Annotated in this window: 16 protein-coding genes; 13 read left to right on the forward strand and 3 right to left on the reverse strand. The window is 70.9% G+C overall.

Going from position 1 to position 19942, the window contains the following annotated elements; genetic code table 11:
• Positions 1-150 precede the first annotated feature (150 nt).
• From JIW86_RS19600 to JIW86_RS19620, 5 genes are all read left to right on the forward strand, one after another.
• A complete protein-coding gene (locus JIW86_RS19600) occupies positions 151-978 on the forward strand; it encodes a response regulator transcription factor (protein ID WP_257555154.1) in 828 nt (275 codons plus the stop codon).
• Between the two features lie 24 nt (positions 979-1002).
• Positions 1003-2025, forward strand: a complete 1023-nt coding sequence (locus JIW86_RS19605) for a LacI family DNA-binding transcriptional regulator (RefSeq protein WP_215139653.1) — start codon at positions 1003-1005, stop codon at positions 2023-2025.
• A gap of 120 nt (positions 2026-2145) precedes the next feature.
• The gene (locus JIW86_RS19610) at positions 2146-3267 is read left to right on the forward strand and encodes a S1C family serine protease (protein ID WP_257555157.1); all 1122 of its coding nucleotides are present in this window, start codon (positions 2146-2148) and stop codon (positions 3265-3267) included.
• Between the two features lie 50 nt (positions 3268-3317).
• On the forward strand, positions 3318-4058 hold the full coding sequence (locus JIW86_RS19615) for a response regulator transcription factor (protein WP_257555159.1): 741 nt from the start codon (positions 3318-3320) through the stop codon (positions 4056-4058).
• A 5-nt stretch (positions 4059-4063) separates the two neighbouring features.
• On the forward strand, positions 4064-5503 hold the full coding sequence (locus JIW86_RS19620) for a sensor histidine kinase (protein ID WP_215139656.1): 1440 nt from the start codon (positions 4064-4066) through the stop codon (positions 5501-5503).
• Here JIW86_RS19620 and JIW86_RS19625 read toward each other — a convergent pair.
• Complete coding sequence (locus JIW86_RS19625; RefSeq protein ID WP_257555161.1) at positions 5483-6361, reverse strand: phosphatidylinositol-specific phospholipase C; 879 nt, start codon at positions 6359-6361, stop codon at positions 5483-5485. The genes JIW86_RS19620 and JIW86_RS19625 overlap by 21 nt on opposite strands.
• A 129-nt stretch (positions 6362-6490) precedes the next feature.
• The gene (locus tag JIW86_RS19630) at positions 6491-7060 is read right to left on the reverse strand and encodes a TetR/AcrR family transcriptional regulator (protein WP_257555163.1); all 570 of its coding nucleotides are present in this window, start codon (positions 7058-7060) and stop codon (positions 6491-6493) included.
• Positions 7061-7186: 126 nt separating this feature from the next.
• Between JIW86_RS19630 and JIW86_RS19635 the strand changes: the two genes are divergently transcribed.
• Entirely contained in the window at positions 7187-7963 is a 777-nt protein-coding gene (locus tag JIW86_RS19635; RefSeq protein ID WP_257555164.1) for an alpha/beta fold hydrolase, read from the forward strand.
• 85 nt (positions 7964-8048) lie between these two features.
• Here JIW86_RS19635 and JIW86_RS19640 read toward each other — a convergent pair whose 3' ends face one another.
• Positions 8049-9863, reverse strand: coding sequence for a bifunctional metallophosphatase/5'-nucleotidase (locus tag JIW86_RS19640; protein WP_257555166.1), 1815 nt, complete (start codon positions 9861-9863; stop codon positions 8049-8051).
• Between the two features lie 239 nt (positions 9864-10102).
• Between JIW86_RS19640 and JIW86_RS19645 the strand changes: the two genes are divergently transcribed.
• From JIW86_RS19645 to pstA, 7 genes are all read left to right on the forward strand, one after another.
• Positions 10103-11797, forward strand: a complete 1695-nt coding sequence (locus JIW86_RS19645) for a hypothetical protein (RefSeq protein WP_257555168.1) — start codon at positions 10103-10105, stop codon at positions 11795-11797.
• 102 nt (positions 11798-11899) lie between these two features.
• Positions 11900-12829: a mycothiol synthase gene (gene mshD, locus JIW86_RS19650; protein ID WP_215139660.1), complete on the forward strand. Its 930-nt coding sequence runs from the start codon at positions 11900-11902 to the stop codon at positions 12827-12829.
• A gap of 281 nt (positions 12830-13110) precedes the next feature.
• Positions 13111-15387, forward strand: a complete 2277-nt coding sequence (locus tag JIW86_RS19655) for an RNA degradosome polyphosphate kinase (protein ID WP_257555169.1) — start codon at positions 13111-13113, stop codon at positions 15385-15387.
• A gap of 4 nt (positions 15388-15391) precedes the next feature.
• Positions 15392-16372, forward strand: a complete 981-nt coding sequence (locus JIW86_RS19660) for a CHAD domain-containing protein (protein WP_257555170.1) — start codon at positions 15392-15394, stop codon at positions 16370-16372.
• A 233-nt stretch (positions 16373-16605) separates the two neighbouring features.
• Complete coding sequence (gene pstS, locus JIW86_RS19665) at positions 16606-17742, forward strand: phosphate ABC transporter substrate-binding protein PstS (protein WP_257555172.1); 1137 nt, start codon at positions 16606-16608, stop codon at positions 17740-17742.
• A 126-nt stretch (positions 17743-17868) separates the two neighbouring features.
• Positions 17869-18858 carry a phosphate ABC transporter permease subunit PstC gene (gene pstC, locus JIW86_RS19670; RefSeq protein WP_215139664.1) on the forward strand — a complete coding sequence of 330 codons (990 nt, stop codon included), beginning with the start codon at positions 17869-17871 and terminating at the stop codon, positions 18856-18858.
• Positions 18858-19940 (forward strand): phosphate ABC transporter permease PstA, encoded by a 1083-nt coding sequence (pstA, locus tag JIW86_RS19675; RefSeq protein WP_257555174.1) that lies wholly within the window; start codon positions 18858-18860, stop codon positions 19938-19940. The genes pstC and pstA overlap by 1 nt, the downstream gene beginning before the upstream one ends.
• Positions 19941-19942 lie beyond the last annotated feature (2 nt).

The following is a 19942-nucleotide window of genomic DNA, read 5'->3' on the forward strand; positions in this document are numbered from 1 at the left end:
TCCGGGCCTCAGGGCGCGGGGCCCGCGTGGAGACCGCCAGCGTCACCGTACGAAGCAGTACCGCGCACGTCCTCGACGGGACCGAGGAGGAACCGACGTGATGGACCAGCGATCCGTGCAGAACCGCCTGACCGGGGCAGGTGAGCGGGTATGAGCTCTCTCCTGCTGCTGACCAACGCCCTGCAGCCGTCGACCGAGGTGCTGCCCGCCCTCGGCCTGCTGCTGCACAACGTCCGGGTGGCGCCCGCCGAGGGCCCGGCCCTCGTGGACACCCCGGGCGCCGACGTCATCCTCGTGGACGGCCGCCGCGACCTGCCGCAGGTGCGGTCGCTGTGTCAGCTGCTCCGCTCCACCGGGCCGGGCTGCCCGCTGATCCTGGTCGTGACCGAGGGCGGGCTCGCGGCCGTCACCGCCGACTGGGGCATCGACGACGTACTCCTGGACACCGCCGGTCCCGCCGAGGTCGAGGCGCGGCTGCGGCTGGCCACCGGCCGCCAGCAGCTGGGCTCGGACGACTCCCCCATGGAGATCCGCAACGGCGACCTGTCGGTGGACGAGGCGACGTACTCGGCGAAGCTGAAGGGCCGGGTCCTGGACCTGACCTTCAAGGAGTTCGAGCTGCTCAAGTACCTCGCGCAGCACCCGGGCCGGGTCTTCACCAGGGCGCAGCTCCTCCAGGAGGTCTGGGGCTACGACTACTTCGGAGGCACCCGGACGGTCGACGTCCACGTACGGCGGCTGCGCGCGAAGCTCGGCCCCGAGCACGAGTCGCTGATCGGTACGGTCCGCAACGTCGGCTACCGCTTCGTCACTCCGGAGAAGGTCGAGCGGGCGGCTGCCGAGGCCGCGGCCCAGGCGGCGGCCCAGGCGGCGGCGCAGGCGGCCGCACAGGCTGTCGCGCAGGCCGGCGCGGCCGTCACCCGGTCGGCCGAAGATCCTGTGAGCATCCACTCTTCAGGACGCCCTGCCCAGAGGTAGGTCACCCCGCGTAGACTGCCGCGCGTGGCCAAGGTGACGCGGGATGACGTGGCGCGACTTGCGGGTACCTCTACCGCCGTCGTGAGCTACGTCATCAACAACGGACCCCGGCCGGTTGCCCCGGCCACGCGCGAGCGTGTACTCGCCGCGATCAAGGAGCTGGGCTACCGCCCGGACCGGGTCGCCCAGGCGATGGCCTCCCGGCGCACCGACCTCATAGGCATGATCGTCCCCGATGCCCGGCAGCCGTTCTTCGCGGAGATGGCGCACGCGGTCGAGCAGGCCGCCGCCGAGCGCGGGAAGATGGTGCTCGTCGGGAACTCCGACTACCGCGACGAGCGCGAGGTCCACTACCTGAGGGCCTTCCTCGGGATGCGGGTCTCGGGCCTGATCCTGGTCAGCCAGGGCATGAGCGAACGCGCGGCGTCCGAGATCGAGGCCTGGGACGCGCGGGTCGTGCTGCTGCACGAGCGTCCGGAGGCGATCGACGACGTCGCCGTCGTCACGGACGACATCGGCGGCGCGCAGCTCGCCACCCGCCACCTGCTGGAGCACGGGCACGAGTACGTGGCCTGCCTGGGCGGCGTGGAGACCACGCCGGAGGTCGGCGACCCGGTCGCCGACCACGTCGAGGGCTGGCGCCGGGCGATGCTGGAATCCGGCCGCTCGGTGGAGGGACGGCTCTTCCAGGCCCCGTACAACCGCTACGACGCGTACCGCGTGGCCCTGGAGGTCCTGTCGGGCCCGGACCGCCCGCCGGCCATCTTCTGTGCCACGGACGACCAGGCGATCGGGCTGCTGCGGGCGGCGCGGGAGCTGCGGATCGACGTGCCCGGGGAGCTGGCCGTCGCGGGCTTCGACGACGTGAAGGAGGCGGCCCTCACGGACCCGCCGCTGACCACGATCGCCTCGGACCGCCCGGCGATGGCCCGCGCGGCGGTGGACCTCGTCCTGGACGACGCCCTCCGCGTGGCCGGCTCCCGCCGCGAACGCCTGAAGCAGTTCCCGTCGGCCCTGGTGATCCGCCGCTCCTGCGGCTGCCGCTAGCCTCCGGCGGTTCGCCGCCGGGGGAACGGGCCCCGGCCTTATATCGGGCATACGCGGTTCTGTCGGGCTTCTCAGGCCAGGCTCAGGAAGCTCTCATGATCCGCGGACAGAGTCATAGCCATGACCGAGAGCTTCCGCCGCGAAGGCGAGTACCCGCAGGAGCACCGCCCGACCCAGGCCGGGGCGATCCATCCGCCGCCCCCCTCGTACCCGCCCGCCGCGCCGGGCTGGCACGAGGCGCACCAGCCCCCGGTCATCCTGGGCGAGACCGTCCCGGACGCCCCGGCCCCGGCGGCCCCGGCCGCCCCCACCCGTCACCGCGCCAAGAAGCCGGTCGCGCTGATCGCCGCCGTCGCCCTCGCGGCAGCGGTGATCGGCGGCGGCACCGCAGCCGCCGTCCAGCAGCTGATGGGCACCCCCGCCTCCACCGGCACCGGCGGCGTCAACGGCACCAACGTCTCCCAGTCCAACACCGGCACGGTCTCCGGCGTCGCCGAGCAGGCCGGCCCCTCCGTGGTCCGCATCGACACCCGCACCGGCTCCGGCCAGGGCACCGGCTCCGGCATCGTCATCACCGCCGACGGCGAGATCGTCACCAACAACCACGTCGTCAGCGGAGCCTCCGAGATCCAGGTGACGATGAGCGACGGAAAGAAGTACGCCGCCAAGATCGTCGGCACCGACCCCGACAAGGACCTGGCGCTCATCAAGCTCCAGGGGGCCGGAGGCCTCAAGCCCGCCAAACTCGGCGACTCCGGCAGCCTGAAGGTCGGCGACCAGGTCGTCGCCATCGGCTCCCCCGACCGCCTCACCGGCACCGTGACCAGCGGCATCGTCTCGGCCCTCGACCGCGAGGTGAACGTCGCGAAGCCGGAGCAGCAGTCCCCGCAGCAGCAGGGCGACGGCGGCTGGCCCTTCTCGTACGGCGGCAAGGAGTTCAACGGGAACACCGGCTCGGACACGGCCACGTACAAGGCCATCCAGACGGACGCCTCCCTCAACCCCGGCAACTCGGGCGGCGCCCTGTTCAACATGAACGGCGAGATCGTGGGCATGCCCTCGGCGATCTACTCCCCCAACAGCGGCGGCGCCGCCGGCAGCGTCGGTCTCGGGTTCGCCATCCCGGTCAACACCATCAAGGCCGACCTGGACTCCCTCCGCAAGGGCGGCCCCGGCGGCGCGGGCTCCGGCAGCGGCAGCGGCTCAGGCACCGGTACGACCGGCTTCGGCACCTCGTACTGAGACCCTGGATCCTGGTAACCGCGACCGACCACCACCCCTGGGGGACCTCAATGGCTGCAATCCCTGCCACGGGCGACCAGCAGCGCATCCTCGTCGTCGACGACGAGCCGGCCGTCCGTGAGGCGCTGCGCCGCAGCCTCGCCTTCGAGGGGTACGCCGTACAGACCGCGGTCGACGGGCTCGACGCCCTCGACAAGGCGGCCTCGTACGCCCCCGACCTGATCGTCCTGGACATCCAGATGCCCCGGATGGACGGACTGACCGCGGCCCGCCGGCTGCGCGCCGCGGGGACTGTCACCCCGGTCCTGATGCTCACCGCCCGCGACACCGTCGGCGACCGCGTCACCGGCCTCGACGCGGGCGCCGACGACTACCTCGTCAAGCCCTTCGAACTCGACGAGCTCTTCGCCCGCGTCCGCGCCCTGCTGCGCCGCAGCTCCTACGCCGCCCCGCAGCCGGGCGGCGAGAGCCTCGAGGACGCGCTGACCTTCGGCGACCTGCGCATGGACCTGGCCACCCGCGAGGTCACCCGGTCCGGGCGCCCGGTGGAGCTGACCCGTACGGAGTTCACGCTGCTGGAGATGTTCCTCGCGCACCCGCGCCAGGTCCTGACCCGCGAGCAGATCCTCAAGACCGTCTGGGGCTTCGACTTCGAACCCAGCTCCAACTCCCTGGACGTGTACGTGATGTACCTGCGCCGCAAGACCGAGGCGGGCGGCGAGCCCCGCCTGGTCCACACCGTGCGCGGGGTGGGCTACGTACTGCGCGCCGGCGAGAGCGGTCCCGAGTGATCCGGATGTCCCCGGCCGCCAGATTCCGCGCCCTGCCGCTGCGCTCCCGCCTCGCGCTGCTGGTCACGGTGGCGGTGGCGCTGGCCGTGGCCGCGTGTGCTGCGGTGTCCTGGGTGATGGTGCGCGCCCAGCTCCTCGACCAGCTGGACCGCTCGCTCCTGGCGACCAATCCGAACGCCCAGGTGTCGCGCGCCCTGGAGGACCGGCGCTGCGCCCGCCCTCCCGAGGCGCAGCAGGACATCGCCGGGAACCTCAACGCGACGGTCCAGATCGTCACCGCCGACGGCGCGCACTGCTGGGTGAGCGGCCCTGAGACGCTGCCCGTGACCGCCGTGGACAAGGAGATCGCGGCGGGCAAGCACCGGGCCGCCCTGCAGGACGTGACGACCACCGACGGCACCGACATGCGCGTCTACACCTTCCCCGCACAGGCCCAGCCCGGCGGCCCGGTCTTCGCGATCTCCGTCGCCAAACCGCTCGCCGACATCGACAAGCCCCTGTCCACCCTGGCCTGGGTGCTGCTCCTGGTCTCCGGCATCGGAGTGGTCGGCGCGGGCGCCGCCGGGCTGTGGGTGGCCCGGACCGGACTGCAGCCCGTCGACGAACTGACCGGCGCGGTCGAGCACATCGCGCGGACCGAGGACCTCACCGTACGGATCCCCGACGAGGGTGACGACGAGATCGCCCGCCTGTCGCGGTCCTTCAACTCCATGACGGCCGCCCTCGCCTCCTCCCAGGAGCGGCAGGCCCAGCTGATCGCCGACGCCGGGCACGAGCTGCGCACCCCGCTGACCTCGCTGCGGACGAACATCGAGCTGCTGGCCCGCAGCGAGGAGACCGGCCGTGCCATCCCGCCCGAGGACCGCAGGGAGCTGCTGGCCTCGGTCAAAGCACAGATGACCGAGCTCGCCGCGCTGATCGGGGACCTCCAGGAGCTGTCCCGCCCCGACGCCGTCTCCCCCGGCCCGCTCGGGGTGGTGGCCCTGCACGAGATCACCGGGGCCGCGCTGTCCCGGGCCCGGCTGCGCGGTCCGGAGCTGGACTTCAGCTCCGCCCTGGATCCCTGGTACGTACGGGGCGAGGCGGCCGCGCTGGAGCGGGCGGTGGTCAACGTCCTGGACAACGCGGTGAAGTTCAGCCCGCCGGGCGGCGCGGTCGAGGTGACGCTGCGGGCGGGCGAGCTGCGCGTACGGGACCACGGTCCGGGCATCCCGGACGAGGACCTCCCGCACGTCTTCGAGCGCTTCTGGCGCTCCCCCTCCGCCCGCGCCCTGCCCGGCAGCGGCCTGGGCCTGTCGATCGTGGCCCGTACGGTGGCACGCGCGGGCGGGAGCGCCGAACTGCGGGCGGCGGCCGACGGCGGACCGGGCACGGAGGCGGTGCTCCGCATCCCGGGAGCCCCGTCCCCGCCGCCGCCCGGGCCCTCAGTTGTGCCGGATCAGTGAGGCGACCAGGCCGGAGCGGGTGTTCGGGAAGTCCATCGGGACGATCCCGAGCCCGGTCCGGCCGGCCATCTCCCCGCCGTCGACGAAGGCGTGCACCTGTGGGTTGAGGCGGTCGGAGTTCCAGCGCGGCGGCATGTACGCCGAGGTGCTGCTGTAGTTCACGAAGAGCTTGCCGGGCTGCTGGACGGCCTTGCGGAAATGGTTCTCGATCTTGCCGCGTTTGGCGAAGGGCTCGGCGTTCCAGTCGTCCTGGATGTCGAAGACGTTGCCGTCGCCGTAGCGCAGGCCGGGCAGTCCGCCGTTGTCGGCGAGCAGGACCACCTTGCCGCGGGCCTGGCCGAGCGCGGGCAGGGTGTCGGCGATCCGGAACAGCGGGCGCCAGCCGCGGTTGTCCAGGTAGTCGTCGAAGACGGCGCGGAAGGTGGCGTCGCTGTCCGTGGAGTACTCCTGCTTGAGCCGCATCAGGACGGTCTCGGACGGGCGCGCGGCGAGGAAGTTCCAGCAGGCGGCGAGCACGTCGCCGAACATCAGGTTCTGGTAGAAGGACCCGTGGTGGATGGCGAACGAGCCGCCCGTCACCCGGCAGCGGACGTCGAGGAACCGGATGCCGGAGTCGAGCTGTTCGGCGATCGAGGTGTTCTGGCAGGCGACGTAGAGCCCGCCCTGGCGGGCTCCGGAGTCGTGCGTGCCGGGGATGGTCATCCGCTGGAGGGGCGTCGGGTCGCCGAGGCCCGCCATCCAGTCCTGGGTGCCCAGTGCCGTGGCCGCGGCGGATGGTGTGCCGAGCCCGACGGCAACGCCCGTAGCCAGTGCTCCGGCCAGAAACGCCCGCCGGTCCAGTCCCACGCCCATGCCCATGCCCGCCCCTTTGCCGACCCAGTGGTGGGTCCGGATTATGGCGTGCGGAACCAGCCTTTACTACCTGCCGGTAGGAGCGAACTTCAGAACAACTCCCTTACACCTCAGGCGAGTTGGGGCAAGACAGCCCTAACCGTCCAGCAGCTCCGCCATCGCGCGCAGCCCGCGGGCGATCGACTGCCCGTCGGGCGTGTGCTCCGGGTCGGTCAGGCACTGGACCATCACCCCGGTGAGCAGCGCGATGTGCACCGACCCGAGGGCCCGTACGTCCTCCTCGGTGACCGCGTCCTCGGACACCCCGCGCAGCTGCGCGGCCACCATGCGCCGGGACCTTCGCTGACCCTCGGCCAGGACCGCGAGCAGCTCGGGCGAGGACTGCGCGTGCACGAAGGCCTCGACGTTGGCGATCCACAGCCAGCTCATGTCGCCGAAGTCCCGGATCTTGCGGTCCCAGGTGTCGGCGTACCGCTCCACGGCGGTGTCGCCCTGCCCGGTGAGCCGTCCGGACCCCGCGGCCCACTCGTCCATCGCGGCGAAGAGCGCCTGGTTGAGCAGCACCTCACGCGATCCGAAGTGGTAGCCGATCGCGGCCATGCTGACCTTCGACGCCGTGGCGATGTCGCGCACGGTCGTGCGGAGGTACCCCTTCTCCTCCAGGCAGCGCCGGGCTCCGGCCAGCAGGTCCTCGCGATTTCCCATGCCGGGATCGTATCCGCGCCCCCCGCTTGGGCAACCGCCCTAGACATACGTATTGCGCGCTTGCCCAAATCCTGGCAGGCTTCGGTCATCGGAAGAAGATCCACGGGCCCACAGGAGGCACCTGCCATGCGCCACGAGCTGAAGATCGACGACCGCACCCTGTCCTACCTGGACTTCGGAGGCACCGGCCGCCCGCTGCTCGCCCTGCACGGCGGCCTCTCCGAAGCGGCCTCCTACGCCGGCCTGGCCACCGCCCTCGGCGACGAGTGGCGGATCATCGCCCCCGACCAGCGCGGCCACGGCGACTCCGACCGCACCCCCGAGTACACCCGCGAGGGATACGTGGGCGACGCCGTCGCGCTGCTGGAACACCTGGACCTGGGCACCCCGGTGCCCGTCCTCGGCTTCTCCCTCGGCGGCACCAACGCCTACCACCTGGCCGCCGCCCGCCCCGACCTGGTCTCCGCGCTGATCAACGTCGACTGCCCCGTGGAGGTGGTGCCCAAGGACGGCCCGGACTTCTGGGCCTTCCTCCACCACCTCCCGTACACCGCGCCGACCCGCGAGGAACTCATCACCGCGCTCGGCCCGATGGGCCCGACCTACGCCCCCGCGCTGCGCCCCGAGGGCAGCGGCTGGCGGCTGCCGTTCCACCCGCAGGACACCCTGGCCACCCTGGCGCTCGCCCACGGCGACCGCTGGGACGTCTGGCTCGCCAGCGACTGCCCGGCGCTGCTGATCCACGGCCTGCGCAGCCAGGCGCTCTCCAAGGAGCAGGCCGACGCGATGGTCTCCCGGCGGCCCGGGACCTCGTACGCCGCCCTCGACACCGAGCACTTCGTGCCCTTCCAGGACCCGGAGGGCTTCGCGAAGGCCGTCCACACCTTCCTCGCGACCCTCTAGCGACGCCGGAGAACGCCGAAGGGGCGGCGGGCCGACCGGCCCGCCGCCCCTCACAGGGGTACTGCGTGACGTACTGCGTGACGTACTACTTGATGACCGTGATCCGGTCCGCCGCCGGCGGGACGATCGGGTTCGCGGCCGTCGACTTGCCCAGGTAGGCGTTGAAGCAGTCCAGGTCGGGCGCGCCGACCAGCTTGTTCTTGTGCTCCTTCAGGACGGTGAAGCCGTCACCGCCGCCCGCGAGGAACTCGTTCATCGCGACCCGGTAGGTCTTGGCGGGGTCGATCGCCGCGCCGTTGAGCCTGACCGAGTCCACGACGATGCGGTCCGCACTGGCCTTGGTCATGTCGAGGGTGTACGTGAAGCCCTTCGACACCTGGAGGATCTTCGGGTTCGGGCCGTTGACCGTGCCGCTGACCTGCTGCTGGAGCGCGGTGATCAGCTGCGCGCCGGTCAGGTCCACGATGTTCATCATGTTGTTGAACGGCTGGACCGTGTAGGACTCGCCGTACGTCACCACGCCGTCGCCCTCGGCCCCCGAGGCCTTGTAGGCGAGGTCGGCACGGATGCCGCCCGGGTTCATGATGGCCAGCTGCGCGCCGCCCTTGTCGGCCGGGGCGAGCGCCTCGAGCTGCGCGTCGGCGATCAGGTCACCGAGCGGCTTCTCCGGCGCCTCGGAGCCGCGGCCGGAGATGTCGGCCGAGATGAAGCCCTGCGGGCGGTTCGCGATCGGGGCCGCCAGCTCGCTCCAGCGCTTGATCAGCTCGGTCATGTCCGCGGCCTTGGGCTGGTCGCGGGTGACGACCTTGTTGACCGGCTTGGGCGAGCTGACCGGCGTACGGACGATGTCCTTGGTCTGCCGGTCGTAGGTCAGCGTGGTGTCCGTGAACAGCCGGCCGTAGGAGGCGGCGGAGGTCACCATGCGCGGGTTGCCCGCCGGGTCGGGGATGTTGCAGGCGTACGCCTGGTGCGTGTGGCCGGTGACCAGCGCGTCGACCTTGGCGTCCACGTTCTTGGCTATGTCGACGATGGCACCGGAGATGCCGGCGCCCGCGCCGGGGACGTTGCAGTCGTAGTTGTACGCGCCGTTCGCCGGCAGACCGCCCTCGTGGATCAGCGCGACGATCGACTTCACGCCCTGCTTGTTCAGCTCGGCGGCGTACTTGTTGATCGTCTCGATCTCGTCGCCGAACTTCAGCCCCTTGACGCCCTCGGCGGTGACGACGTCCGGAGTGCCCTCCAGGGTGACGCCGATGAAGCCGATCTTCACGTCCCCCTTCTTCCAGATGAAGGTGGGGTTCATCATCGGACGCTTGGTCTTCTCGTCCGTGACGTTGGCGGCGAGGAACTTGAACTCGGAGCCCGTGAACTCCTTGCTGGGCTCGAAGCAGCCCTCGACCGGGTGGCAGCCGCCGTACGCCATGCGGCGCAGCTCGGCCTTGCCCTCGTCGAACTCGTGGTTGCCGACGCTGGTGACGTCCAGGCCGAGCTTGTTCAGCGCCTCGATGCTCGGCTCGTCGTGGAAGAGCCCGGACAGCATCGGGCTGCCGCCGATCATGTCACCGGCCGTGGCCGTGACGGAGTACTCGTGGCCCTTGCGGGCTTCGCGCAGGCTGGTCGCGAGGTACTCGACCCCGCCCGCGGGTATGGCCTTGGTGGTGCCGTCGGCCTGACGTTCGGTCACGTTGCCGGACGAGCCCTGCGGGGGCTCGAGCGTGCCGTGGAAATCGTTGAACGACAGCATCTGCACATCGACGGTCCGGCTCTTGCCGGCACCGCCACCACTCGCGGCGCCGGCCGGCAGAGCGGCGGCGACCATCGCCCCGGCCCCGGCCGTGACGGCGAGAGCGGTGAAGGTCAACCGGCGGGTGCGGCGGTGCCGTTGTGGCGTCGCTGACATTTAGTCCCCTTTGTGGACAGCGAGACAAACTTGGGAGGTCCGCCGCAGCCTATTGTCAACGCGCGTAGCACGACAGGGGGTAAGGGGTAGCCGACTGCTGAATTGTTAGAAGGTCGCGGCCGGACATCGGATACCTCTTTTGGGTGAACATGGGCCATATTGAGAGGTTCCCGGCCTTGCCGAACTGGTTGCCTGTGGGGGCGGGATGGCCGCTGCGGCGAGTGGAGAGGGGGCGGGCTGTGGCGCAGGGCACACGGAAGAAGGTGCTCGAACTCCGCCTGCTAGCAGATCCATTCGTGGTCGCTGCCCCAACTGGTGCCCGCATCCGAGACCGTCTGCGTCTGAGTTCGGCGGATGAGAAGATCCTGATGCTCCTCGGTGACCACCTCGGTCATCACGCTCGTGCTGATCTGGCCGAACGCGTCCGTATCGGCAAGGTGCCGGTCAAGGACAATCGTCGGGCGGAGCGTAAGCGCGCGCTGACGAAAGTGTCGTCGTCACGGTGGGCGGGGGCCATCACCCGGGCCAGTGAGGACCAGTACCGGCTGTCATTGCGCTGTCTTTTCGATGAGCGGGCGTTGCTGCGCAGGGCAATCACGGAGATCGGCAAACGTCTGGCTTTACCCTGCGGCCGACGTGTGGGTGGGGTTCGGGGCTACCAGAGCCGGGCTGAGCGGGCACAGAAGCAGTGCCGGCTGCAGTCGTTCACCGCCCGCCTGACCGAGGTGGATCGGCGTATCGAGGGCGGGCATCCGGCGATCGTGCTCGGCGGGCGAAGGCTCGCGAGGGCACGGCACAACCTCGCCGACACCAGTCTCACGGAGAGCGAGTGGCGGGAGCGGTGGGACTCTGCCCGTTTGTTCCTGACCGCCGACGGCGAGTCCGGCGTGCCCTACGGGAACTACACGATCAGCGTTGACCCGGCCGACGGCAGCGTCACGATCGTCCTGCCCGAACCAATGCGGCACCTCGCCAACGCGCCCCGTGGCCGGTACCAGCTCGACTGCACCGTCACCTTCCACCACCGCTTGGATGAGTGGCTGGACCGGATCACCGCCGGCCAAGCCGTCCGCTACGACATCGTTCACGACCCGTCCCGCGGCCGCTGGTACCTCGACGCCTCCTGGGCCACCCCGAAAAGAGTGCAGCCCACTGCGGACGAGCTCGCCGCCACCGGCGCCCGCCTGCTGGCGGTCGACCTCAACGCCGATCATCTCGCCGCCTGCGTCGTAGACACCCACGGCAACCCGGTCGGTGAACCCGTCACGGTGCCCACCGACCTGCCCGGCCCCACATCCCAGCGCGACGGCCGCCTACGGGCCGCGATCACCGAACTCATCAACCTCGCCAGGGCGAACGGCTGCGCCGGCCTGGCGATCGAGAATCTCGGCTTCGCTGACGCCCGTGCCACAGGCCGCGAAACCATGGGACACGGCAGACACGGCAAGAACTTCCGCCGCGCCGTCGCCGGACTTCCCACCGCGCGCTTCCGGGAACGGCTGCGCGGCATGGCCCACCACCACGGGCTCGTTGTGATCGCCGTCGACCCCGCATACACCTCCCGTTGGGGAGCCCAGCACTGGAAGCAGCCGCTCCAGCAACAATCGAAGACCACCGTCGTCACCGGCCACCACGCGGCCGCTGCGGCAATCGGCAGGCGCGCCCTCGGACACGGGCTACGGCGTCGGCCAGGTGTGACCGCACACGACCAGAGGATCGTGGCGCGGAGAGCTACCGGCCAGACCGTCCCCCGCCCGAGGGCACGCGGGACCGCGAGCCCGCCAAGGACCGCAGGCACGCCCCACCAGGGCACCAAGACCTGCCGGGACCGAAGCGACCAGCACGCGCTGTTCCCAGTCTCCCAAGACCGTTCGGGGAGACAACCGGCCAGTCCGGTAGGAGGCGATGCGGCCAACACGGGCCAACTCGGCTAGGAACGGTATCGAGGTGGTTACACGGAGACGTACGCGGACAAGGCGGACCGATGCCCGGGGCCGCACCAGCACCTCCGCCCGCCGCGGTCGTAGTCTCAGGGCATGACTGACGCAGCAGCGGCCCTGGAGCCGGGACGGCAGATTGAGACCCTCGACGAGCTGACGGAGGAACAGGCCGCAGCCGTACTCGCCCTGATCGAGGACGCGGCACGCACCGACGGCACCACCGCCGTGTCCGAACAGGGACGCCTCCAGCTGCGCGGCGGGCCGCGCGAGGGCATCCGGCACTTCCTGCTCACCGAGGGCGGCCGGCTCGCCGGATACGGGCAACTGGAGGACACCGACCCGGTGGAGGCCCCGGCCGCCGAGCTCGTCGTCCACCCGGCGCTGCGCGGACGCGGCCACGGGCGGGCACTCGGCACGGCCCTGCTGGCCGCCTCCGGCAAGCGGATCCGGGTGTGGGCCCACGGCGGCAAGTCGGCCGCCCGGCACCTGGCCCAGGTGCTCGGCCTGACGCTGTTCCGCGAGCTGCGCCAGCTGCGCCGGCCGCTCGGCCCGGACGCGGACCCGCTGCCGGAACCGGTACTGCCGGCGGGTGTGACCGTACGGACCTTCCTGCCCGGCACCGACGACGAGGCCTGGCTCGCGGCGAACGCGGCCGCCTTCGCCCACCACCCCGAGCAGGGCGCGCTGACCCAGCGGGACCTGAACGACCGGATCGCGCAGCCCTGGTTCGACCCGCAGGGCTTCTTCCTCGCCGAGCGCGCCGGAGAGCTGGTCGGCTTCCACTGGACGAAGATCCACCGGGCCGAGCAGCTGGGCGAGGTCTACGTGGTCGGCGTCCGCCCGGGGGCCCAGGGCGGCGGCCTCGGCAAGGCCCTGACGGCGATCGGCCTGCGCCACCTCGCGGCGGCGGGCCTGCCGACGGCGATGCTGTACGTGGACGCCGACAACCCGGCGGCCCTGGCCGTCTACGAGCGCATGGGCTTCACGACCCACGAGGTGGACCTGATGTACCGGACGGAGAGCTGAGCCGGTCCAGACCCACTGGGGGCCCCTCCCGGCGGTGGCCGGGGGAGTTTGCGGCGTGGGGGTCCCCCCGGACGGAGTCTGGGGGAGGGTCCGGGGCGGACACGCACCGCACCCCGGCGCACACATAGCGGACTCGTGCGCCAGCCGGACCCGGGAAGCCACACGCCATTAACCAGGCATTAAGACGCGCTTGCGACTCTCCCCGCATGTACCCCCGACTCCGACTGACGGCCGACACTTCCGACGCGCCTGTCCTGCCGCGCGCGCGGAAGAATGGAGTCATGAGCCACAAGCCCAGCGCAGGTCCCACCGAGGTCCCCGCCCAGCACCCGTCTCAGACGTCCGCCGCCCCCGCGGGAGGGCCGGGCAATACGGCCGTCACCGGCGCCCACGCGCGGATAGGTTCCATCAGCGCGCACCGCCCGCACGTCGACCTCGAGCCCGATCTCGACGCCGACCTGGACGCCTACGACGACAAGGACGGCGGCGAGCTGCCGCCCGGCCGGTTCCTCGACCGGGAGCGCAGCTGGCTCGCCTTCAACGAGCGGGTGCTGGAGCTCGCCGAGGATCCGACGACGCCCCTCCTGGAGCGCGCCAACTTCCTGGCGATCTTCGCGAGCAACCTCGACGAGTTCTTCATGGTCCGCGTGGCGGGCCTCAAACGGCGTATCGCGACCGGCGTCGCCACCCGTTCGGCCTCAGGCCTGCAGCCCCGCGAGGTGCTGGACCTCATCTGGACCCGCTCGCGCGAGCTCATGGCCCGGCACGCCGCCTGCTTCCAGCAGGACATCTCCCCGGCGCTGGCCGAGGAGGGCGTCCACCTCATCCGCTGGCCGGACCTCACCGAGAAGGAGCAGGCCCGCCTCTTCACCCTGTTCCGCAACCAGATCTTCCCGGTGCTGACCCCGCTGGCCGTCGACCCCGCGCACCCGTTCCCGTACATCTCGGGCCTCTCGCTGAACCTGGCCGTGGTCGTGCGCAACCCCGTCAGCGGTCACCGCCACTTCGCCCGGGTCAAGGTCCCGCCGCTCCTCTCCCGCTTCCTGGAGGCCTCCCCGCAGCGCTACGTCCCGCTGGAGGACGTCATCGCCGCGCACCTGGAGGAGCTGTTCCCCGGCATGGAGGTGCTCGCGCACCACATGTTCCGCGTGACCCGCAACGAGGACCTCGAGGTGGAGGAGGACGACGCCGAGAACCTCCTCCAGGCCCTGGAGAAGGAGCTCATGCGGCGCCGCTTCGGCCCGCCCGTGCGCCTGGAGGTCGAGGAGTCCATCGACCCGGGCGTCCTGGACCTCCTGGTGCAGGAGCTGAAGGTCAACCCCTCCGAGGTGTACCCGCTGCCCGGTCCGCTGGACCTGACGGCCCTCTTCGGGATCGCCTCCCTGGACCGGCCCGAGCTGAAGTACCCCAAGTTCATCGCCGGCACCCACCGGGACCTGGCCGAGGTCGAGTCCGCGTCCGCGCCGGACATCTTCGCCGCGCTGCGCGAGCGGGACGTGCTGCTGCACCACCCGTACGACTCCTTCTCCACCTCGGTGCAGGCCTTCCTGGAGCAGGCCGCCGCCGACCCGGACGTCCTCGCGATCAAGCAGACGCTGTACCGCACCTCCGGCGACTCCCCGATCGTGGACGCCCTGATCGACGCCGCCGACTCGGGCAAGCAGGTCCTCGTACTCGTCGAGATCAAGGCCCGCTTCGACGAGCAGGCCAACATCAAGTGGGCGCGCAAGCTGGAGGAGTCCGGCTGCCACGTCGTCTACGGGCTCGTCGGCCTCAAGACCCACTGCAAGCTCTCGCTCGTCGTCCGCCAGGAGGGCGACCAGCTGCGCCGCTACTCGCACGTGGGCACCGGCAACTACCACCCCAAGACCGCCCGGCTCTACGAGGACCTCGGCCTGCTCACCGCCGACCCGCAGGTCGGCGCGGACCTCTCCGACCTCTTCAACCGGCTGTCCGGCTACTCGCGCCGCGAGACCTACCGCCGGCTGATGGTGGCACCCCGCTCGCTGCGCGACGGGCTGATAGCCCGGATCGACAAAGAGGCCGCCCACCACCGGGCCGGCCGCCCCGCGTACGTGCGCCTGAAGATGAACTCGATCGTCGACGAGGCCCTCATCGACTCGCTCTACCGGGCCTCCCAGGCCGGTGTGCCCGTCGACATCTGGGTGCGCGGCATCTGCGCGGTGCGCCCCGGAGTACCCGGACTCTCGGAGAACATCCGGATCCGCTCGATCCTCGGCCGCTTCCTGGAACACTCCCGGGTCTTCGCCTTCGGCAACGGCGGCGAACCCGAGGTGTGGATCGGCAGCGCCGACATGATGCACCGCAACCTCGACCGCCGTATCGAGGCACTGGTCAGGGTCGCCGACCCGGCCCACCGCGCGGCCCTGGACCGGATGCTGGAAACCGGGATGTCCGACGTCACCTCCTCCTGGCACCTGGGCCCGGACGGCGAATGGACGCGGCACAGCACGGACGCGGAAGGCCAGCCGCTGCGGCACGTACAGGAGATGCTCATAGACGCCCGGAGGCGCCGGCGTGGCTCAGCCAAACCATGACCCGATGGCAGTTACGGCATGCGCGGGTGACGTGCTCGGCACGTACCTGCGCACCCAGGCCACGGCCTTCTTGCGCGGGCTCCGCCTGCACGAGGAGTGGGGGTCCCCCCGGACGGAGTCTGGGGGAGGGGCCGACGCCTCGGAAGGAAGCGATGCGGCGCGCAGCCTGCGGGGGGCCGCGCGCCGGATCAGCGGTTCCCTGGCCACCTTCCGGGTGGTGACCGAGTCCTCCTGGGCGGACGGGCTGCGCACCGAGCTGGTGTGGCTGTCCTCGACCCTGGCCGACGAGCACGCGTACGCCGCCCGGCTGGCCCGGCTGATGGACGCGCTCCACCGGCTGTCGGGCACGTCCGAGGTCCCGGCGCCGCGCGGCACGGCCGGCGCGCTCACGGTGGGCTCGGCGCGCGCGGGCGCACTGCTGGAGCGCCAGCTCACCCTGGCCCGTACGCGCGCCCACTCGGCGACCCTCCAAGCCCTGGGCTCCGCCCGTTTCCACGCGGTGGCGGACGCGGTGGCGGTGCTGGCCTCGGAGGTCCCGCTGGATCCGGTCGCGGCCCGGGGCCGCATCGAGGACGTCCTGGTGCCGCTGGCCGCGGTGGCCGAAACCCGCCTGTCGGCGGCGGTCTCGGCGCTGCCGCCGGCCGAGGACACGCACCGGTACGACGCGGACTGTGACGGGCCCTGGCACGAGGTACGCCGCCTCCTGCGGGTCCACCGGTACGCGCGGGAGGCGCTGGGCGAGGACGTGACGCGCCCCGCGGCCGCGGGCGAGGCCCTGGACCGCCACCGCGACGCGGCCGAGGCGGCGAACGCCTCCGCGACGGCGGCCCGCACCCCGCGCATCGCCCCGGCGACGGCGTACGCGCTGGGCATCCTGCACGCGGACCAGCGCCACGCGGTCGAGTCCGCCCGTTTCGACTTCCGGCAGATCTGGCTCCCCGCCTCCGCGGACTCCCGCGGTCACGCCGAGATAACAGCCGGATAACGGAAGATTACGCCTGTGGGCGGACCTGCCGGATCGCACCGGGTCGTCCGCCATGGTTCACCGTCCGTTCACTCGGCCCGGTCGGCCGCTTCACTTGATCTGACTAATTTCAGCGGTGCAAGGTGCGAGCCGCCCGGCAAACGAGCAGCTCAGCCTCGCAACCGACGTAGTCCTCTTCGCACGCCGCCCCGATACAGAAAGCGGCCGGCGGCTTCTGGAAGGAACACCCGAAAGTGAAGCTTCAGCGCAAGAACATGCTTCGTGCCTCCGCCCTCGGGGCGCTTGTCGTGTCCGGCGCCCTGGTCCTCACGGCGTGCGGCTCGGACGACAACACCAAGGACACCGGCGCGAGCGGCAAGCCGTCGGCGGCCGCCGCGGGCGACATCAAGTGCGACGACGCCAAGGGCAAGCTCCTGGCCTCGGGCTCTTCCGCGCAGAAGAACGCGGTCGAGCTGTGGGTGAAGAACTACATGGCCGCCTGCTCCGGCGTCGAGGTGAACTACAAGTCCTCCTCCTCCGGTGAGGGCATCGTCGCCTTCAATCAGGGCACCGTCGGTTTCGCCGGCTCCGACTCGGCGCTGAAGCCGGAGCAGGTCGAGGAGTCGAAGAAGGTCTGCACCGGTGGCCAGGGCATCAACCTGCCGATGGTCGGTGGCCCCGTCGCCCTCGGCTTCAACGTCGCCGGCGTGGAGAAGCTGAACCTCGACGCCGCCACGGTCGCCAACATCTTCAACGACAAGATCAAGAAGTGGGACGACGAGGCGATCAAGAAGCTGAACCCCGGCGTCACGCTTCCCTCCACCGCGATCCAGGCCTTCCACCGCTCCGACGACTCGGGCACCACCGAGAACGTCACCAAGTACCTCAAGGCCACCGCGCCCGACGCCTGGCCGTACGAGGCCGCGAAGAAGTGGGCCGCTCCGGGTGGCCAGGCCGCCTCCGGCTCCGCCGGTGTCGCCGCCCAGGTCAAGCAGGTCGACGGTTCGATCGGCTACTTCGAGCTCTCCTTCGCCAGCTCGCAGAGCATCAAGACGGTCGACCTGAACACGGGCGCCTCCGCCCCGGTCAAGGCCACCGGTGAGAACGCCTCCAAGGCCATCGCCGCCGCCAAGGTCGCCGGCACCGGTTCCGACCTGGCCCTGAAGCTCGACTACACCACCAAGGCCGAGGGCGCTTACCCGCTGGTCCTGGTGACGTACGAGGTCGTCTGCGACAAGGGCAACAAGGCCGAGACGCTCCCGACCGTGAAGTCCTTCCTGAACTACGCCGCCTCCGACGCGGGCCAGAAGGTCCTCCTCGAGAACGGCTACGCGCCGATCCCGGCCGAGATCAACGCCAAGGTCCGCGAGGCCGTCGCCAAGCTGGGCTAGTCCTGACCCTCGGTGCCGGGCGGATCCCGTCCGACCGCCCGGCACCCGAGGACCCTCCCCCTCCACCCAGGGGGATCCGGTGCACCGCCGCCAGGGGGCCTGCCCCCCACACAGACCGGAAAGACCATGGCTTCCACCACACCCACCCCGATAGACACGGCTCCGCCCGTCTCCAGGAGCAAGGGATCCACCGGCCGCGCCGGTGACAAGATCTTCGCCGGGCTCTCCAAGGGCTCCGGCATTCTGCTGCTGGTGATCATGGCGTCGATCGCCGCCTTCCTCACCTACCGCGCCACGATCGCCCTGTCGAAGAACGAGGGGAACTTCCTCACCACCTTCGACTGGAACGCGTCGGCCAACCCGCCCGTCTTCGGCATCGCCGTCCTGCTCTTCGGCACCGTCGTCAGCTCGATCATCGCGATGGCCATCGCGGTTCCGATCGCTGTCGGCATCGCCCTGTTCATCTCGCACTACGCGCCGCGCAAGCTGGCCGCCCCCCTCGCCTACGTGGTCGACCTGCTGGCCGCCGTGCCGTCGATCATCTACGGCATCTGGGGCGCCCTCTTCCTCGTCCCGCAGCTGGCAGGCCTGAACCTCTGGCTCGACGAGTACATGGGCTGGACCTACGTCTTCGAGAAGACCCAGGTCGGCGTGGCCCGCTCGCTCTTCACCGTCGGCATCCTGCTCGCGATCATGATCCTGCCGATCGTGACCAGCGTCAGCCGCGAGGTCTTCCTCCAGGTTCCGCGCATGAACGAGGAGGCCGCCCTGGCCCTCGGCGCGACCCGCTGGGAGGTCATCCGGATGTCGGTACTGCCCTTCGGCCGCTCCGGCGTCATCTCCGCCTCGATGCTCGGCCTCGGCCGCGCACTCGGCGAGACCATGGCCGTCGCGACCGTCCTCTCCCCGAGCTTCCTGATCTCCGGCCACATCCTGAACCCGGGTGGCGGCACCTTCGCGCAGAACATCGCCGCGAAGTTCGACGAGGCCAACGAGTTCGGCCGGGACGCGCTGATCGCCTCCGGTCTGGTCCTCTTCCTGCTCACCCTGCTGGTCAACGGTGCAGCCCGCCTGATCATCGCTCGCCGCAAGGACTTCTCGGGGGCGAACGCCTGATGAGCCACGCAATCCAGGACCAGCGGCCCGCCCGGGCCCCCAAGTCCGCCGCGCCCGCCAAGCTCACCCGAGGCGGCCTGCCCCGCTGGGCCCCGGCCGGCATCGCGGTCCTCTCGATCGCCCTCGGCAGCGGCATCGGCATCGTCTTCGACCTCCACAGCAAGGTCCAGTGGGGTCTGATCGCGGCCATCCTGTTCGTCATCATCACGTACACCGCCAGCTCGGTCATCGAGAACCGCCGCCAGGCCAAGGACCGCGTCGCGACCTCCGTCGTGTGGGTCTGCTTCGTCCTCGCGGTCGTCCCGCTGCTCTCGCTGATGTGGACCACGATCAGCCGCGGCCTCAAGCTCCTCAGCGGCAGCTTCCTGAGCCACTCGATGAACGGCGTGACCAGCTTCGACGAGGGCGGCGGCGTCTACCACGCCCTGCTCGGCACCATCGAGCAGGTCGCCCTGGCCACCCTGATCGCGGCGCCCATCGGCCTGCTGACCGCCGTCTACCTGGTCGAGTACGGCCGGGGCTCGCTCGCCAAGGCCGTGACCTTCTTCGTCGACGTCATGACCGGCATCCCCTCCATCGTCGCGGGTCTGTTCATCCTGACGACCTGGAACCTGATGCTCGGCTTCGGCCCCTCCGGCTTCGCCGGCGCCATGGCCCTGTCGATCCTGATGATGCCCGTAGTGGTCCGCTCCACCGAGGAGATGCTCAAGCTCGTCCCGAACGAGCTGCGCGAGGCCGCCCTCGCCCTCGGTGTGCCGAAGTGGCGCATGATCCTCAAGGTCGTGCTCCCCACCGCCATCGGCGGCATCTCCACCGGCGTCATGCTGGCAGTGGCCCGCATCGCCGGTGAGACCGCGCCGATCATGCTGCTGGTCTTCGGTTCCCAGCTGATCAACGGAAACCCCTTCGAAGGTGCTCAGTCCTCGCTCCCGCTGTACATCTGGGAGCAGTACAAGGTCGGCAGTGAAGCCTCCTACGACCGGGCATGGGCCGCAGCGCTCGTCCTGATCGCCTTCGTCATGATCCTCAATCTGGTGGCCCGCGGCATCGCCCGCTGGAAGGCCCCGAAGACCGGTCGCTGACG

This window comes from Streptomyces sp. NBC_00162, from assembly GCF_024611995.1.
Classification (GTDB): domain Bacteria; phylum Actinomycetota; class Actinomycetes; order Streptomycetales; family Streptomycetaceae; genus Streptomyces.

Excerpts from the sequence above, each read along its gene's own strand:
- JIW86_RS19635 (WP_257555164.1), top strand. The coding sequence starts at position 7,187 with ATGCGCCACGAGCTGAAGATCGACGACCGCACCCTGTCCTACCTGGAC.
- JIW86_RS19640 (WP_257555166.1), bottom strand. The coding sequence starts at position 9,863 with ATGTCAGCGACGCCACAACGGCACCGCCGCACCCGCCGGTTGACCTTC.
- JIW86_RS19600 (WP_257555154.1), top strand. The coding sequence starts at position 151 with ATGAGCTCTCTCCTGCTGCTGACCAACGCCCTGCAGCCGTCGACCGAG.
- JIW86_RS19610 (WP_257555157.1), top strand. The coding sequence starts at position 2,146 with ATGACCGAGAGCTTCCGCCGCGAAGGCGAGTACCCGCAGGAGCACCGC.
- JIW86_RS19625 (WP_257555161.1), bottom strand. The coding sequence starts at position 6,361 with ATGGGCATGGGCGTGGGACTGGACCGGCGGGCGTTTCTGGCCGGAGCA.
- JIW86_RS19620 (WP_215139656.1), top strand. The coding sequence starts at position 4,064 with ATGTCCCCGGCCGCCAGATTCCGCGCCCTGCCGCTGCGCTCCCGCCTC.
- JIW86_RS19655 (WP_257555169.1), top strand. The coding sequence starts at position 13,111 with ATGAGCCACAAGCCCAGCGCAGGTCCCACCGAGGTCCCCGCCCAGCAC.
- JIW86_RS19630 (WP_257555163.1), bottom strand. The coding sequence starts at position 7,060 with ATGGGAAATCGCGAGGACCTGCTGGCCGGAGCCCGGCGCTGCCTGGAG.
- JIW86_RS19660 (WP_257555170.1), top strand. The coding sequence starts at position 15,392 with ATGGCAGTTACGGCATGCGCGGGTGACGTGCTCGGCACGTACCTGCGC.
- pstA (WP_257555174.1), top strand. The coding sequence starts at position 18,858 with ATGAGCCACGCAATCCAGGACCAGCGGCCCGCCCGGGCCCCCAAGTCC.
- pstC (WP_215139664.1), top strand. The coding sequence starts at position 17,869 with ATGGCTTCCACCACACCCACCCCGATAGACACGGCTCCGCCCGTCTCC.
- JIW86_RS19615 (WP_257555159.1), top strand. The coding sequence starts at position 3,318 with ATGGCTGCAATCCCTGCCACGGGCGACCAGCAGCGCATCCTCGTCGTC.
- mshD (WP_215139660.1), top strand. The coding sequence starts at position 11,900 with ATGACTGACGCAGCAGCGGCCCTGGAGCCGGGACGGCAGATTGAGACC.